General features: G+C 68.6%; 17 protein-coding genes. 8 read left to right on the top strand and 9 right to left on the bottom strand.

Annotated elements, in window-relative coordinates:
• Window positions 1-7 precede the first annotated feature (7 nt).
• The 6 genes from nrfD to CYR75_RS14525 all read right to left on the bottom strand — a co-directional run bounded on the left by nrfD (window position 8) and on the right by CYR75_RS14525 (window position 6,149).
• On the bottom strand, window positions 8-1,126 hold the full coding sequence (gene nrfD / locus CYR75_RS14550; RefSeq protein ID WP_101500693.1) for an NrfD/PsrC family molybdoenzyme membrane anchor subunit: 1,119 nt from the start codon (window positions 1,124-1,126) through the stop codon (window positions 8-10).
• 13 nt (window positions 1,127-1,139) lie between these two features.
• A complete protein-coding gene (gene dsrO, locus CYR75_RS14545) occupies window positions 1,140-1,892 on the bottom strand; it encodes a sulfate reduction electron transfer complex DsrMKJOP subunit DsrO (RefSeq protein WP_101500692.1) in 753 nt (250 codons plus the stop codon).
• A 94-nt stretch (window positions 1,893-1,986) separates the two neighbouring features.
• A complete protein-coding gene (locus CYR75_RS14540) occupies window positions 1,987-2,604 on the bottom strand; it encodes a response regulator transcription factor (RefSeq protein WP_101500691.1) in 618 nt (205 codons plus the stop codon).
• Window positions 2,594-4,375, bottom strand: a complete 1,782-nt coding sequence (locus CYR75_RS14535; protein WP_158644673.1) for a sensor histidine kinase — start codon at window positions 4,373-4,375, stop codon at window positions 2,594-2,596. Before CYR75_RS14535 ends, CYR75_RS14540 begins: the two co-directional genes overlap by 11 nt.
• The gene (locus CYR75_RS14530) at window positions 4,372-5,136 is read right to left on the bottom strand and encodes a ChbG/HpnK family deacetylase (RefSeq protein ID WP_101500689.1); all 765 of its coding nucleotides are present in this window, start codon (window positions 5,134-5,136) and stop codon (window positions 4,372-4,374) included. The genes CYR75_RS14535 and CYR75_RS14530 overlap by 4 nt, the downstream gene beginning before the upstream one ends.
• Window positions 5,133-6,149 (bottom strand): glycosyltransferase family 2 protein, encoded by a 1,017-nt coding sequence (locus CYR75_RS14525; RefSeq protein ID WP_101500688.1) that lies wholly within the window; start codon window positions 6,147-6,149, stop codon window positions 5,133-5,135. The genes CYR75_RS14530 and CYR75_RS14525 overlap by 4 nt, the downstream gene beginning before the upstream one ends.
• A gap of 151 nt (window positions 6,150-6,300) precedes the next feature.
• On the opposite strand from CYR75_RS14525, the gene CYR75_RS14520 reads away from it, so the two are divergent.
• The gene (locus CYR75_RS14520) at window positions 6,301-6,684 is read left to right on the top strand and encodes a GtrA family protein (RefSeq protein WP_101500687.1); all 384 of its coding nucleotides are present in this window, start codon (window positions 6,301-6,303) and stop codon (window positions 6,682-6,684) included.
• A complete protein-coding gene (locus CYR75_RS14515) occupies window positions 6,681-8,123 on the top strand; it encodes a glycosyltransferase family 39 protein (RefSeq protein ID WP_101500686.1) in 1,443 nt (480 codons plus the stop codon). Before CYR75_RS14520 ends, CYR75_RS14515 begins: the two co-directional genes overlap by 4 nt.
• Window positions 8,124-8,128: 5 nt before the next feature.
• Here CYR75_RS14515 and CYR75_RS14510 read toward each other — a convergent pair whose 3' ends face one another.
• A complete protein-coding gene (locus CYR75_RS14510) occupies window positions 8,129-8,725 on the bottom strand; it encodes a hypothetical protein (RefSeq protein WP_101500685.1) in 597 nt (198 codons plus the stop codon).
• 76 nt (window positions 8,726-8,801) lie between these two features.
• Between CYR75_RS14510 and CYR75_RS14505 the strand changes: the two genes are divergently transcribed.
• A complete protein-coding gene (locus CYR75_RS14505; protein ID WP_225972759.1) occupies window positions 8,802-9,767 on the top strand; it encodes an ADP-ribosylglycohydrolase family protein in 966 nt (321 codons plus the stop codon).
• A gap of 19 nt (window positions 9,768-9,786) precedes the next feature.
• Here CYR75_RS14505 and CYR75_RS14500 read toward each other — a convergent pair whose 3' ends face one another.
• Window positions 9,787-10,335: a metallophosphoesterase gene (locus tag CYR75_RS14500; RefSeq protein WP_101500683.1), complete on the bottom strand. Its 549-nt coding sequence runs from the start codon at window positions 10,333-10,335 to the stop codon at window positions 9,787-9,789.
• Window positions 10,336-10,424: 89 nt separating this feature from the next.
• On the bottom strand, window positions 10,425-11,771 hold the full coding sequence (locus CYR75_RS14495) for a hypothetical protein (protein WP_101500682.1): 1,347 nt from the start codon (window positions 11,769-11,771) through the stop codon (window positions 10,425-10,427).
• Between the two features lie 356 nt (window positions 11,772-12,127).
• On the opposite strand from CYR75_RS14495, the gene CYR75_RS14490 reads away from it, so the two are divergent.
• From CYR75_RS14490 to CYR75_RS14470, 5 genes are all read left to right on the top strand, one after another.
• Window positions 12,128-12,334 carry a cold-shock protein gene (locus CYR75_RS14490; RefSeq protein ID WP_101500681.1) on the top strand — a complete coding sequence of 69 codons (207 nt, stop codon included), beginning with the start codon at window positions 12,128-12,130 and terminating at the stop codon, window positions 12,332-12,334.
• Between the two features lie 305 nt (window positions 12,335-12,639).
• Window positions 12,640-13,725, top strand: coding sequence for an acyl-CoA dehydrogenase family protein (locus tag CYR75_RS14485; protein ID WP_101500680.1), 1,086 nt, complete (start codon window positions 12,640-12,642; stop codon window positions 13,723-13,725).
• On the top strand, window positions 13,722-14,414 hold the full coding sequence (locus CYR75_RS14480; RefSeq protein ID WP_225972758.1) for a PIG-L deacetylase family protein: 693 nt from the start codon (window positions 13,722-13,724) through the stop codon (window positions 14,412-14,414). The genes CYR75_RS14485 and CYR75_RS14480 overlap by 4 nt, the downstream gene beginning before the upstream one ends.
• Entirely contained in the window at window positions 14,411-14,974 is a 564-nt protein-coding gene (locus tag CYR75_RS14475; RefSeq protein WP_101500679.1) for an SAM-dependent methyltransferase, read from the top strand. The genes CYR75_RS14480 and CYR75_RS14475 overlap by 4 nt, the downstream gene beginning before the upstream one ends.
• The gene (locus CYR75_RS14470) at window positions 14,971-16,008 is read left to right on the top strand and encodes a glycosyltransferase (RefSeq protein ID WP_101500678.1); all 1,038 of its coding nucleotides are present in this window, start codon (window positions 14,971-14,973) and stop codon (window positions 16,006-16,008) included. The genes CYR75_RS14475 and CYR75_RS14470 overlap by 4 nt, the downstream gene beginning before the upstream one ends.
• The last annotated feature ends 7 nt before the right edge of the window (window positions 16,009-16,015 follow it).

Here is a 16,015-nt window from a genome sequence, read left to right as displayed (position 1 = left end):
TGTCTCCTTACACAGGGCGGGCCGGGACGGGCGCAGGGCGCAGGCGCGCGGGTCGCGCGGGCGCGGTGGCCTCGTCCCAGGGAATGAAGGTGGTGTAGGCGATCAGCAGGAACAGCCACAGGCCGAAGGTCCCGATGACCCCCATCAGCCCGTCGATCCCGGTCGGCATCAGCGCGTCATACAGACCCGAGCCGACCTTGGGCACGGCCTGACCGCCCATGAACACCACCCAGCGAAACATCCAGGCGGCGTGGATCGCCAGCAGCCCGGTGACCCAGCCGCTGCGATGCGGCCAGACCAGCGCCACCAGCAGCGTGACCGCGATGGTCAGCGCGCCCCAGATCGCGATGCGCTGCCAGACGACAAAGCCCGCGACCGAGGCCAGCGCCTCGCTGTGACGCGGGCTCAGCCCCGACATCGAGACGATGAACCACGCCGCCCCCAGCCCCGCGACCAGCAGCAGCCACATCGCCAGCAGGCGGTTCAGCCGCGTCTCGACCGCCGGGCCAGAGTGCAGCGCGCGGCCCAGGACCAGCATCACCCCCAGCGCGCCGACAAAGCCGGTGGCAAGGAACTGCAGCGGCAGGAAGGGCGTGTTCCACAGCGGGCGAGAGCGGACGACGAAGACCTCGACCCCGGTATAGAGCAGCACGATCAGCGCCAGGACGCCCGCACCGATCCCCAGCAGCGGCGCGAAGCCGTTGCCCGCGCCATTCAGGCTCAGCCAGCGGAACAGCCAGGCAAAGCGCCAGTCGCGCTGGCCCATGGCGTGAAACTGCGGGCGATGGACCGCCCAGGCAAAGCCCAGCAGCAGCGCGACATAGCCGGGCACGAACCACGCGCCCCAGGCCATCCACGACCGCAGATTGGGGAAGGCGTAAAAATGCCAGAAGCGGAACGGCTGGTGAAGGTCGGCCAGCAGCGCCACCGGCGCGGTGATGCCGGTGGTGACGGCCACCATCAGCGCCAGCCGGGCCAGCGGCAGAGAGCCCTGCCGCCCCAGCGCCAGCACCGGCAGCGTCATCAGCAGCGCCGTGGTGGAGATTGCGATCAGAAAGAAATATTGCACCGCCCAAGGCAGCCAAGCGGCCTCGTGAACGGTCCCGACAAGCTCGTGAACCTGCATCAGATCATCCCCCTCAGACGTGATCGGCGGGCAGGTTCAGCGGCGGGCGATAGGCGGCCTCACCGGCCACGCGCCCCTGCAACGCTTCATCGAGCCCGATGTAATAGACGTTCGGATTGGTGTGCATTTCCGGCCGCAGCACCGAGACCGGGTTCTCGGCCAGCATCCGCGACACCTCGCTGTCGGCGTCGTTCAGATCGCCGAAGTTGCGGGCGCCGCCGACGCAGGTCTCGACACAGGCCGGCAGCAGGCCGACGGCGGTGCGGTGATAGCAAAAGGTGCATTTGTCCGCGACCTGGGTCTCGTGGTTGATGAACCGCGCGTCATAGGGGCAGGCCTGCACGCAATAGGCGCAGCCGACGCAGCGGCTGGCATCGACCAGCACCTCGCCCGTGCCTTCGACCTTGAAGGTGGCATCGACCGGGCAGACCGGGACGCAGGGCGGGTTTTCGCAGTGGTTGCACAGGCGCGGCAGCATGACCATGGCCGGGTCGCCGCCATCCTGCAGCACCTCATAGACCGAGACATGGGTGCGGAACGCCCCCTCGGGCACGTCGTTTTCCATGATGCAGGCGACCGTGCAGGCCTGGCAGCCGATGCATTTGCGCAGATCGACCACCATGCCCCATTTCGGGCCGGTTTCAGCGGCGGCACCCGCGGCATGGGCGGCACCCCCGGCATGGGCGGCGCCGGCGACCGAAGCCGCGGCCCCCATGCTGACCCTGCCCAGCGCCTCCAGAAAGCCGCGTCGGTTGGTGGTGTTCATCTTCGAGTGTCCTTCTTGTGGAACACTCTCGATCTAGGGCGCGGGCGGGTCGGCGCGCCATCGGGGCAAACCCGCAAGGGCTAGGGGTAAACCCCTAATCCTGCCCCCATCCGGCCGCGACAAGCCGTCGCACCAGTTCCGCCGCGCTGCCCGCGCCCATCTTGTCCATCAGGTTATGGCGATGAATCTCGACGGTTTTCTGGCTGATCCCCAGATCGGCCGCGATCTGCTTGTTCAGCCGCCCGGCCAGCACGGCGCGGGCGACCTCGGCCTCGCGCGCGGTCAGGCTGGCAAGGCGGTCGTCCAGCGCCGCCCGCATCCGGCGCGCGGCGGCGGTGTCGCGGCTGATCGCAATGGCCTCGGTCACGCGATTGACCAGCGCCATGCCGTTGACCGGCTTTTCCAGAAAATCCAGCGCCCCCTGCTGCATCGCCCGCACCGCCGCCGGCACATCGCCGTGCCCGGTGATCATGATGACCGGCAGGGGGCAGTCGAGGTCGCGCAGCGCGTCCAGCAGTTCCAGCCCCGACATGCCCGGCATCCGCAGATCGGCGAGGATGCAGCCCGGCCGGTCCGGGTCCAGCACCGCCAGCAACTCGGCCCCGCCCGCATGGCAGCGCACGTCGAGGCCCAGCGCTGACAGCAGAAAGGCCAGCCCCTCGCGCGCGGCCTGATCGTCGTCGACGACGTGAATGACCGCCTCATCCGTCATGGTCGGCCCCTTTCCGTTCCAGATCGTCCCCGGCCACCGGCAGCCAGATCGTCACTACCAGCCCCGACCCCGTGGCCGGCGGCCCGGCCTGCATGGTGCCGCCATGGGCTTCGACGATTGACCGCGACAGCGCAAGCCCCAGCCCGATCCCGTCGGGCTTGGTGGTGTGGAACGCCTCGGCAAAGCGGGCCAGCGCGGCTGGGTCCATGCCGGTGCCGTGATCGCGCAGCCGCAGCGTGACACCGGGCTTGGGCGTCGTGTCCGAGCGCAAGGTTATGTCGATGCGGCGGTCCTCGGGCGGGGTCGTCTGCATGGCGTCGATGGCGTTCTGGACCAGGTTCAGCAAGACCTGCTGCATCTGGATCGGGTCGGCCAGCACGCGCGGCAGGTTGTCGGGCGCGTCGATGGTGACGCTGACCCCGCCGCGATTGGCGGCCGGCGCGAACAGCGCCTGCGAGTCGCGCAGCAGATCGGCCGGGCGCAGGGGCTGCATCTGGACCTCGCGCTTGCGGACAAAGGCGCGGATGCGGCGGATCACCGTCGCCGCGCGCTCGGCCTGCTCGGCGATGCGGGTGGCGGCGGTCTGCATCTCGGGCGCGGTCATGGTGCCACCCTGCAGCCGGATCAGGCTGCCCTGCGCAAAGCCAGAGATCGCCGCCAACGGCTGGTTCAACTCATGCGCGATGCTCGACGCCATTTCGCCCAGGATCGAGAGGCGGGCGACATGTTCGATCTCGCGCCGGTGCTGGCGCTCGGCCTCTTCCATGCGCTGCCGCTCGGCCATTTCCAGCCGCAGGCGGTGGTTGCTGTCGTCCAGCTCGCGGGTCCGCTGGCGCACGCGGCGCTCGATCCGGACGGAATAGATCGCCCAGAACAGCAGCGCCAGCGCCAGCGCGATCAGCCAGTCGCGGTAATCCTCGACCACGTCGCCGGGCGAAACGGGGCCGCGCGCATAGGGGCCGATCCGCAGCCGCCGCAGCAGGTCGTGGACGGGCTGGTAATCGACCGGCACCGTCCAGCGCGTGTCGCCGCCCATCGCCAGCAGGGCCAGCGCCACCTGCTTGGCGGTGTCGGGCGGCGTGGCCTCGGTCTTGGCAAAGGGCCAGCCGGGATAGATCCGGGTCGAGACGGCGCAGTCCGAGCCGCCGGAATCGCGCTGCGCGAACACCCGCAGCGCGTCATAGCGGCCGGGATGATCGGCCTGCAGCTGTTCCAGCATGCAGGCCCGCATCGCCCCGGCATCGGCCTGCCCGTCCAGCACCGCATCGGCCACGCGCTGCATGGGAAAGCCGGTCTCGACCAGCTCGATACGCGACGGCAGGCGGGGGTTGGAGTCCATCATCTCGCCCCAGATCAGGCGAAAGCCGCCGAACGCCTCGGTCGACACCACGGCGAGGCGCTTGCCGGCCAGATCGTCAAGGCTGTCCAGATCCTGCGTCGTGATCAGGCTGCCGGCCACCGGGGCGTCGTCCTCGGTCGTCGCGATGCGGCTGATGCGGTGGCCGTATTCAAGCTGCGCGTAGTGGCCGGGGTTCGTGATCACAAAATCCACAGCGCCCTCGGCCAGCGCCGCATCCAGCGCCGGCATGTCCAGCGCCACCAGCCGAAAGTGATGATCGGGCAGCGCCGCGTTCAGCCCCTGAACCGTGTACGCCCAATGTGACAGCGCGTAATCGGCCCCGGCATAATCGAGGACGCCGATCCGCAGCTCTTCCGCCGCGGCCTGCACCGGGATCGCGGAAAGGCAGAGCGCCGCCAGCAGCGCCCTCATGGCTCGTGCTCTTTCCGGCCTGCGAGGATCTCCGCCTCCACCTGCCGCGCGGCCGCTGCATGACCGGGACATTGCGCCGGGTCGTCCTGCGCCCCCGGATGCACCATCACAACGCAATCGGGGCCGGTTGCATCCAGCAGACGCGGCAGCCAACGCCGCACGCTGACCGGATCGTCCAGCCGCAGAAACCCGCTGAAATCCTCGTTGACGCGCCAGCCCATTCGCCGGAAACGCCGCCGCGCCGCCCGCGCCAGCGAGGCGACCAGCAGCGTCTTTGGCCCACCCGCGCGGATATTGCGGCGCAGCCCGCCCGCCCCACGAGGCAGCGGGACGCGCAGCCATGTCGCCTCGCCTTTCGGCAACGCGGCCGCGGCGGCGGCAAAGCCGGGCAGGCAGTGGACATGCTGATGACCGTCATAGAAATCGGGCAGCCGCTCGAACCGATCCTGAAACGCCTGCGCCTGCCGCGCGAAATCCCCCAGCAGCGCTGCCGGCACCCGCCCCCGCAGCGCGTCCCGCAGCAGTTGCGAGATGGTGGGCGCGGCGGGGTCAGCGTCAAATCTGTGGGTCAGGTTCAGATGCAGCCCGATTTGCGCGCCCTGCCGCCGGCAGCGTTCCAGCCGCGCCAGATGATCCGGCGGCAGCGCGCCGTCGATCATCACCGACGTCGCGTCGATCGCGCCGTTTTCCAGCAGGGTCAGGATGACCTGATTGTGCCGCAGCCCCAGCCCGAAATCGTCGGCGACCAGAACGCCCCTCACCGCCCGCGGCCTGCCTTTGACAGCGGCGCGACCTGCGGTTCGGCCCCTGTCGCAGCCCCGTCGGCGTTGATCGTCACCCGGTCGCGGATGATGAAGCTGGGGCGGTTCTTGGCCTCGAGCACGCCCTTGCCGACATATTCGCCCAGCAGCCCCAGTGCCAGCATCTGCATCCCGCCGAAGAACGAGATCAGCGTCAGGACCGAGGCGATCCCCGCCGGGTTGCCGCCGACCAGCAGCCGCTCGACCACGATGAAGATGCCGTAAAGGGTGCTGAGGCAGGCGATGATCAGCCCGAACAGCGCCATGAACCGCAGCGGCGCGATGGTGAAGCTGGTCAGCGCATCCAGCGTCATGGCGAAAAGCTGCGCCGGGCGAAAGCTGGAGGTGCCGGCCATGCGCGGCTCGGGCGTGAAGGGGATGGCCTTTTGGCGGAACCCGACCCAGCCATACAGCCCCTTCATGAAGCGCTGGTTTTCCGGCATCGCCAGCAGCGCGTGGCAGACCGGCTGCGTCAGCAGCCGGAAATCGCCCGCGTCGCGCGGAATGACGAAGCGCGCGCCGTGATTGATGGTGCGATAGAACAGCCAGGACATCAGCGCCCGCAGCGCGCCCTCGCTTTTCCGGCGCTGATCCTTGTAGGAATAGACGCTGTCATAGCCTTCTTCGAGCCAGCCCGTGACGAAGTCCAGCGCGGCCTCGGGCGGGTGCTGCAGATCGGCGTCCATCAGGATCACCGCATCGGCATCGGCCGCAGCTTCCAGCCCTGCCGACAGCGCCGCCTCTTTCCCGAAATTGCGCGAAAACTGCACGATCTGCGCCGGACGGCCGCCGAACTCCTGCGCCTTCAGGATGTCATAGCTGTCATCGGCGCTGCCATCGTCGATGAAGACCAGCCGGACCTGCAACGCGAATAACCGCTCGAGCCGGTCGGCGACCGACAGCAGCCGGTCCAGCAGCGAGGCGATGTTCTCGGCTTCGTTGTAGATCGGAATGACAAACGCCAGGCTTTTCATTCCGGGCTCTTTCGGCTGCTGACAAGGGGCTGGCCCAACCTAGTTAACCCCGCGCCCAAGCACAATCGGCCCGCGAACGGCAGCGCTGGGAATCCGCCGCCGAAGGGCTTACAGACCCCCCGAACCCGCAGCCCCGCCACGGACCCGGATCATGAGCCTGAATTTGACCAAGATCCTGCGCTTTCTGATCGTGGGCGTCGGCAATACGGCGGTCGATTTCGCCGTCTTCTGGCTGCTGCAGGGGCTGGCGCCGCTGCTGGCCAATGTCATCGCCTGGGGGGTCGCGGTCCTGTTTTCCTATGCGCTGAATTCAAGCTGGACCTTCCAGCGCGGTCGCAGCCATTGGCAGGCGCTGCCGCGTTTCGTCATGGGGGGCGCGCTGGTGTCGCTGGCGATCTCCTCGCTGTCTCTGGGCCTGATGACCGGCTGGATCGGGCTGTGGCCGGCCAAGATCGTTGGGACCGTCGTCGCGGCGGCGCTGAATTTCCTGGTCGCGCTGTGGTCGATCGAATCCGCGCGGGGCCGCCGGGCATGAGCGTCACCCGCCCCTCGCCCGCGCGCCTGGTCGGGCTGTTCGTGCTGTTTCAGCTGGTCGTGCTGACGGTGGTGCCGGCATGGCTCAGCACCTCGCCGCCGCTGGATGTGGTCGAGGGCTGGGGCTGGGCGCCGCATTGGCTGCTGGGCACGCACAAGCACCCGCCGATGCCGGCGTGGTTCCTGCAGGCCGGCTATCTGCTGCTGCCGGACAGGATCTGGACGCCCTATCTGCTGTCGCAACTGGCGGTGGCGGTGACCTATCTGCTGGTCTATCGCACCGGGCGGCTGCTGATGGACGCCCGCAGCGCCGCGGCGGGCACCCTGCTGCTGGCGGGGTCGCTGTATCTGACCTTCCTGACGCTGGAGTTCAATCACAACGTCATCCAACTGCCCTTCTGGGCCGCGATCATCCACGTCTTTGCCCGCATCCTGCGCAGCCCGCAGCGGACCGCGCTGTGGCTGCTGCTGGGGGTGCTGATCGGCTGCGGAATGCATGCGAAATACTCGATCATCGTGCTGGCGGTGGTGGCGGGGCTGGCCGGGCTGCTGTTTCCGTCCACCCGCCCGCACTATCGGACGCTGCGCCCGTGGCTGACCATGGGCGCGGCGCTGCTGGTCTTTGCGCCGCATCTGCTGTGGCTGGCGACGCATGAATTAAAGCCGCTCGGCTATGCCGCCGACCGCTCGGTCGAGAAGGCGGGGGCGTGGGGGCCGCTGGCGTTTCTGGCGGCGCAGCTGCTCAATCACCTGCCGATGCTGGTGCTGCTGGCGGTGGCAGGTCTGCGCAAGCTGCCGCGCCCGCAGCCCTTTGCCCTGCCCGCCGCGCAGAGCCTGCTGTTCCTGCGGGTCTTCACCTTTGGCCCGGTGCTGCTGGTCGTGCTGGGCAGCGCGCTGACCGGCGCCTCGCCCCGCGACATGTGGGGGATGCCGATGTTCACCATGCTGGGGTTGTGGATCGTGGCAGAATTCGCGCGCGACTGGCCCACCGACCGGCTGCGGCGGCTGGCTTGGACGGCGGCGGGGATCGTGACGCTGGCGGCTGTGGCTTTTGCCGCCCAGGCGTGGCGCGCGACCGATCACCGGCCCGCCCGCCCCTTCTGGCCCATGCAGCAGATCGCTGCTCAAGCCCATGCCGCGTGGCAATCCGAGCGTGACACGCCCCTGCGCATCGTCGGCGGCGATCGCTGGCTGGCGGGGCTGGTCAGCATCGCGCTGTCGCCCGCGCCGGCTGTCGCCGTCACCGACGATCTGTCCGATTCGCCATGGATCACCCCCCAGGATCTCGCGGCTCATGGGATGCTGTATCTGGTCCAGCCGCCAGCCGCGCCGCCCGCCGAGCTGTGCCCGGTCCATGGTCCGGCGCACCCCATCGACCCCGCGCAGCCGCACCTGCCGCCGATGGCCGCCTTTGTCTGCCATCCGCACGCGGGACGCTGAGCCGATCAGCCCTTGGCGCGGAACTTGCGCAGATTGTCAGCGCTCCACGCCTTGCCGGTATGGGTCCGCAGCCCTTCCGCGTTGAGATAGGCCGCCAGCGCCGCGTTGCCCCCGTGCGGGGCCGCGGCAAGCGCCGCCAGCACGTCCTGCCGGTGGCTGTCCTTGCGCTGCGCATGATCCTGCCAGCGGCTGGCCCAGTCGCGGAAATGCGCCGCCGGATCGAAGCGCACCCCGGCAAGGAAGATCGGGTCCGGGGCGGCGAAATGCGCGCCCGCGTCGTTCATCAGCCGCATCAGGTCGGGGTGGCGCCGCCAGCCGAGCACCTGCCCGAAATCGACCAGCACCGGCACCAGCTCTGGCCGGGCCTTCGCCGCCTGCGCGATCTCGGCCGCGACCTCGGGCGTGCCACGGTCGGGCGCGTTCTCCATAAAGGCGGCCTCTGCCGCCAGCACGCCATGCAGCGCCGCGACCTCGCGCCGGATGATATCGCGCTGATAGCGGATGGTGCGGCTGATCCGGGCGGCGTGGTCCACGCCGTCGAACCGGGTAAAGCCCAGCCACGGCACCGGATAGGTCCAGTAGATCCCGAAATAGCCCTGCATGCGGAAAATCCCGACAGATCGACCCAAGGGCGGGCCGCCATGGCATGTTAAGGACAGGTTAATGAAAGGAAAGATCATGCAAGACAAGATCAGCGCCTGCCTGCTGGGCGGGGCCATGGGCGACGCCATGGGGGCAGATATCGAGTTCTGGAGCCTCGACCAGATCCGCCGCGAGGGGGTCCGTGCCTCGGACAGCATCACCGACGACACTCAGATGACGCTGTTCACCGCCGAAGGGCTGATCCGCGCCCGGGTCCGGGTCGCCGAACGCGGCATCTGCGCGCCCGAGGCGGTCGTCCACCACGCCCTGCTGCGCTGGTATGTGACCCAAGGCGGCAGACCGCAGATGCAGGTCTGCGACCGGGGCCTGATCACCGATCCGCGCCTGCACCGCCGCCGCGCGCCGGGGCTGACCTGCCTGTCGGCGCTGGCCGAGGCGACGCGCTTTGGTGAACCGGCGCTGAATGACAGCAAGGGCTGCGGCACCATCATGCGCGTCGCCCCCTGCGCCCTGATCGCAAGCGACGCGCGGCAGGCAGAACAGCTGGCCCACGACACCTCGGCCTTGACCCACGGCCATGTTCTGGGGATCGAGGCAGCCGTCGCGCAGGCGCGCATCCTGTTCGAACTGCTGCATGGCGCCTCGCTTGCCGACGCGGTGGGCGCGGTGGCGCTGTCCGCGCCGATCATGCGGGCGCTGGATGCCGCGATGACCGCACCGGACGACGGCAAGCCGGACACCGTCGAGAGGCTGGGGGAAGGCTGGGTGGCCGAAGAGGCGCTGTCCATCGCCGTCTATGCCGCGCGGGTGGGGCGCGATCCGGACCACGGGCTGCGGATTGCCGCGATCCATTCCGGCGACAGCGACAGCACCGCCGCCATTGCCGGAAACCTGCTGGGGCTGCTGCACAGCCAGCAGGTGCTGGCCACCTGCCCGCCCCTGCGCGAACGCGACCTGATCGAGGGCGTCGCCCGCGACCTGACCCTTGCCCGCGCCGATGCGTTGAGCCCCGACCTCTCCGCGCGTTATCAGGGCTGGTGAGGGTGACGGCTTCCCGCCCTCAGACCCGCTCGACCTGAAGGAACAGCTCGCTTTCCGGCAGTTCGAACCCGCGCAGCAGCACGTCGCGGCGCGAGACGGGCGCGAAATCCCAGCAATCCACGCCGACATTGATCTGGTTCGCCGCCCCCTGCCAGTTCAGATGCACATGCCCGAACAGGTTGACCGAGCCGGAGCGCGCGTGATTCCACGTCACCAGCGGGTAGTGGCACAGCACGAACAGCTGATCCTCGTCCTGCACCTCGACAAGGTGATGGGTGCTGGCCCAGTCGACGGCGTCCAGCAGCCAGACCGGATTGTGATTGCCCTGCACCAGATGCTTGCGGCCGGGCAGGCGGTTGAAGGTCGCGGTGGCCGCCGCGCGCCCGGCGTCATCCTCGCACCAGGCGAAGTCGCCGATGATCCAGAAATCATCCTGCGGGGCCACGACATCGCTGGCCCGCGCGATCATCGCCTCGTCCATCTGGGCGGTGCTGGCAAAGGGGCGGGCGAAAAAGCGGCGGATGCCGTCATCGTTGAAATGCGTGTCGGCGGTGTACCAATGGGGCATGCGTGATCCTGCCAGATAAGAGTCGCGGGATCGGTTCTAGCGTTCTGACAGGGCTGCAGAAAGCCCTGAAGTTGCGGGCGGTTAACCGATCATGTCAGGCGCGGGTGGCGCGAGACATACCAGCCCTCGCCCGCCTCGGCGAAACCCGCCATGACCGCCGCGACATCGGGCGGCGGGGTGGTCTGGCCGCGGGCGATCTTGCGGGCGACCATGGAAAACGTGTTCATCCGGGGCGCAGGCGGGGTGACCAGAAAACGCTCATTGGTTTGCAGGATCACGATGTCGGGCTGCTCATGGGCGATAATCTCGTCGTCCCAGGCGCCGGTGCTCCAGACGCTGACCAGACGGCGGCAGGCAGCGGCGAGATAGCGGATCATGTAATTGGCCGAGCTGCCCCCGAACAGCAGCACCGTGCGGTCCAGCGGCGCCTGATCGTTCCGGAAGATGCGGATATTGCCGTGATGGGTGACGAAGTTCTCGAACACGCAGCGCGAGGTATCGGGCCATGCGGCAGAGGCGCGCAGCGCGGTTTCGGGCGGCGCCAGCTTGTCGCCCAGATCGCCCCGGCCCGTGGCGATGTGATACAGGTCCGGGATCGGCGGCAGCTCCTCGCCCGCCTCTTGCAGCACCTGTTCCGCTGCGATCCGGCCGCCGAAATCGGTCCAATGCGTGTCGACGCGGTCATAGGCCAGATCGCGCGCCTCGCCCAGTCTCTCGACCGGGTAGATGATGTGTCCGGGATGGCGCGACAGCAGATGCGTGATCGGCCCCTTGGCGCGGACCGGCACCGGGTGGCGGTCGGGCATGACGCTTTCCTTGGCGGGGGCCACGACAAAGACCGTCTTGCCGACCGGTTGCGTCTCGACGGCGGCGAAATAACGGTCCCAAGCCGCCAGCCAATCGCTCGCGGGGCGATAGTCGCGGCAATGCTGGGTCAGGCTGTCATTGGTGTCGCCGGTCAGAAACAGCCAGCCATCCTGCCCCGCCAGCACCTCTTGCGGCTTGACCTCGACAGTGCCGATGTCGAATTCTTGCTCGCCTGTCGAAATCCGCACCGACAGGCGCGTGGCGCGGGTCTCGAACTCGCCCAGAATGCCGCATTGCGCGACCGGGTCCTTAATTGTCGCGTCGATTCCCAGCGCCCGCAGCACATCCAGACGGCGGCGGTCGGGAAGAAAATCGTGATCCTGCCCTGACGGCTCGCGAAAGCGGATCACCTGCGCCGGCGTCGCGGTGTCGGGCGCCAGCGCCCAGCCCGAGACGCGGATGCGTGGCGGCCCGCTGCCCTCGTGCCGGCAGGCGATCTGGAAGCCCCACGCGATCTCGACCCCGCGCTGCCGCATCTGGCCGCGTGGCTGAAAGCTGGGGCGAAGATGGGCGTAGATCGGCCTCAGGCTGCGTATGTCGCAGGTGTTGGCGTTGGTTTCCGACGACATCGCGCATCCCCTTCCGCAGTCCCGGCCGATGCTGGATCAGCGGCCGCGACCTGTCATGCCGCCCGAGGAATGACCCGTGCCGCCCGCCCGGATGTAGCAGCCCGCGCCAAGGTGCCGCAAGCAGCCGGGTCGCGGCCCCATGCGCCGTGAAAAACCCCGATGCGCGGGAATACGCCCACGGGTTTCGCGGCCGATCTGCGATAAACCTTGCAATCTGCGCCCTGCTGGTCCATATGTGATGAGCTAAGATTTTTCGAACGACCTTCTGTTTGCTTTCGGCTTCAGTTGTGATTCTGACGATACTGAGCCGGGCCGTCGCAATCATGCGGAAGGCAAACAAGCAAGGAGACATCACGATGGCTAATGGCACCGTGAAATGGTTCAATTCCACCAAAGGTTTTGGTTTTATCGCCCCCGAGGGTGGGTCGCGCGACGTGTTCGTGCATATCAGCGCGCTTGAGCGTGCTGGCATCCAGCACCTGAACGACGGTCAGGCCGTGACCTTTGACATCGAATCCGGCCGTGACGGTCGCGAATCGGCGACGAACCTGGCGCTCGCATAAGCGCTGGTTCACACGAACCCAAGATCAGGGCGGGGGCGACGAAAGTCGCCTCCGTCTTTTTTTATGCGCAGGACGGCGTGGCAGCGTCGCGAGGGCGCGGGCATTAGCATAGATTTACCCGCCGCCGCGGAACCGATGCCGCCGCTTCGCGATTGATCCGGCAGTCCCTTTTGCGCCCACCGGGCGACATGCACAGGATCTGCGATGGACCCGACCGCTCTTGCCGCTGTTGCCTTGTTGATCCCGTTTTGGGTCGGTGCGGCGACATTCATGACGCGTATGGCTGTCGCGGGGCGCGTCGCCGGATGAACGTGCCGACCCCGCCCCTTCGCCCCTCTGCCCCCACCGATATCGCCGAACTCTGCGACGAGTTGTTCGCGGCCGCCGCGGATGAGGAACGCGGCACCCGTCCTATCGCCCACTCCATCGACCTGCTGCGACGCGCCGGCGCATTGACCCAAGACGGTGCCAGCGACCTGGTCCAGTCTGCGCGGCTGCTGATGCGGATCGGTGCGGCGAACCTGCCCGTCGGGCGGCTGTTCGAGGGGCACATGAACGCGCTGCGGCTGATCCGCCTTTACGGCAGCGACACGCAGCAGCGCAGCACCACGCAGCTTCTCGACAATGGCGGCTTCTTCGGCGTCTGGGGCGCGGATGGGCCGGTGCCGGCGACGCTGAAGGACAGCCCGACCCCGCAGCTGGACGGCTCCAAGAACTTCGCCTCCGGGCTCGGCACCGTCACCCATGCCCTTGTCACCGTGAATTCCGGGCCAGAGGTGCGGCTGGCGCTGATCGATGTCACCGATCCGGCGCGGGCGGATCTGTCGGGCTGGAACATGCTGGGGATGCAGGCCACCGCCTCGGGCAGCTATGATTTCGCGGGACTCCCCGCGCAGGACATCGAGTGGATCGGCGTGCCCGGCGATTACCTGCAAGAACCGCATTTCGTCGGCGGCGTCTGGCGCATCGCGGCCCTGCAGGCGGGGGCGGCAGCCGGTCTGCTGGATCAGGCGGCGGCGACCCTGCGTCAGATGGGCCGGATGCAGGCCGAGGCGCAGAAAACCCGGCTGATGACCGCGCTGATGCAGGTCTGGGCCGGCATGGCCCTGACCGAACGCGCCGCGCAGGCCAGCGTCGCCGAAGGCCCTGCCGAGCGGATCGTCAGCACCTCGATCTCGGCCCGGCTCTTGACCGAAGAAGCCGCCCTCGGCGCGATCAAGGCGGTCGAACAAAGCCTCGGCCTGCGGCATTTCGACAGCGAATCCACGACCGGCCGCATGGCGCGCGATCTGTCGGTCTATCTGCGACAGGCCGCCCGCGATGCCTTCCTGCAGCGGGCGGCCGATCACGCCTTGGGGCAGGACGGCACGGTCTGGGGGGTCTTCGATTGAGCGCCCCGGACCACGTCTTTCGCGGCGAGGTGCCCATCGCCGTCATCGCGCCGCATCCCGACGACGAAAGCCTCGGCTGCGGGGCCTTGCTGGCGCGCGCCTTGGCGGGCGCGGGCGCGCATGTGATCTGCCTGACCGATGGCAGCGCCAGCCATCCCGGCTCGCGGCTTTGGCCACCCGCCGATCTGGCCCGGCTCCGGCAGCGCGAGTTGCAGCGCGCGCTGGCCTGCCTCGGCGGGACCGCCCGCGATCTGACATGGCTGGGGCTGCCGGATGCGGGCCTCTATCGCTGCGATCACGACGCCCTGGCGGCGCGGCTGGAACGCATCATCGCCGATCTGGGCATCACCCACATCTTCGCCCCCGCCATTCAGGACCACCACGAGGACCACCAGGCCGCCGCCCGCGCCACCGCCGCCCTGCGCCAAAGACGCCCCGACTGGTCCTTCTTCAGCTACCCAATCTGGAGCCGCTGGGACGACCCCGATTTCCCCGCCACCATCGCCCCGTTCGCGCCGGTCCGCCTGCCGCCCGGCCCCGCCGCCACCCGCAAGCGCGCGGCGATCGAGGCGCATGAAAGCCAGCTCGGCCGCATCGTCACCGACGATCCCACCGGCTTCGTCCTGCCCCCCGCGATGGTCGAGACCTTCGCCCGCGAGGATGAACTGTTCTGGAGGATGCCGGCATGAGCGTCGGCAAGGATCACCTGCGAAACCTCTACGCCAAGACCTCGGACCCGTGGGGCTTTCGCGAAAGCGCCTATGAGCAGGCGAAATTTGCCGCCACCCGCGCCGCCCTGTCGCAGCCCCGCTACCGCGCCGCCTTCGAACTCGGCTGCGGCAATGGCCAGCTTGCGCGTCACCTCGCCCCGCTCTGCGACCGCTATGTCGGCATGGACGCAATCGAGGTCGCCCTCGAGGCCGCAAGGCTGGCGGTGCCCGAGGCAGAATTCATCCAGGGCTTCTACCCCTGCGACCTGCCGCAGGGCGCGTTCGACCTGCTGATCCTGTCCGAGATCCTCTATTTCCTCGACGAAGGCGACCTGCAGCGCCTCGCCCGCGATATCGCCGGCCGCTGGCCCCGGGCCGAGATCATCTGCGTCACATGGCTCGGCCCCAGCGGAAACGAGCTGCAAGGCGAAGAGGCGCTGTCGGTCCTGACCAGCGCCCTGACCACGCACCGCTTTGCCCGCGTCACCAGATCCGAGAAATACCGCATCGACCGCGGCCTGCCGAGAGGGCCAGCATGACCGCCAAGGACATCGCCATCGTGATCCCGGCGCGCAACGAGGCCAAGCGCATCCGCGCCTGCCTGACCGCGCTGGCGGGCCAGCTTCCGCAGCGGGTCCGGGTGGTTCTGGTGGTCAACAACACCAGCGATGCCACCGAGGCGATTGCCCGCCAGACGGCGCCGCAGCTGGGCCTCGATCTGGAGGTGCTGACCTGCGAGCTGACCGCCGGTCAGGGCGTCGGCACCGCCCGCCGGATGGGCTGCGCGCAAGCCTTGGCCGCGATGCCCGCGCTGCGCTATCTGCTGTCCACCGACGCCGATTGCGTGGTGGCCGAGGACTGGATCGCGCGCAACCTGGCGCATCTGACCTGCGCCGACGCCGTCTGCGGCAAGATCGTGCCCATCGAGGCCGAGGCCAAGCTGCTGAACGGCATGGACCGCCTGCTGCTGACGCAAGAGGGCACCTATCGCCAGCTTGTGCAGGCCTTCTATGCCCGCCATGGCGGCTGCCCCGACATCCTCGGCACCCATGGCGAGGCCGCCGGCGCAAGCCTCGCCCTGACCCGCGCCGCCTATCTCGCGGCTGGGGGCTTCGAGCCGATGATCTGCGGCGAGGACCGCAGGATCATCCGCACCCTGCGCCAGACCGGCCATGTCGTCCGCCACGCCGACGATGTGCAGGTCCGCGCCTCATGCCGCCTGACCGGCCGCGCCATCGGCGGCATGTCCGACGCGCTGAAGCAACGCATGGCCCGCCGCGACTACCTGATCGACGACTGCCTGCCCCCCGCCGCCTGGCTGATTCAGCACGCGCAGACCGGCACCCTCGGCCCGTGGCCGCCGCAGGTGCCGCCCGAGAGCCGCGTGAACGTGCGGGATCTCGCGTGGAACATCCGGCTGCTGGAAGGTGCGGTGAGATCGGAGGAGGAGGTTGGGCCGATGCGGGTGCGGGCTGACGTTGAAGCGTCGATGCTGCCCTCACACAACCGGGCGGGCGAGACTGAGCGCGGCTTGCAATCTGGTCTTACCTGCGAGCAAGCGGCGCATGTGTAGGCAGACC

This window comes from Paracoccus jeotgali (genome assembly GCF_002865605.1).
In the GTDB taxonomy this organism is placed as follows: Bacteria; Pseudomonadota; Alphaproteobacteria; order Rhodobacterales; family Rhodobacteraceae; genus Paracoccus; species Paracoccus jeotgali.
This window is presented reverse-complemented; position numbering and strand designations above follow the sequence as displayed.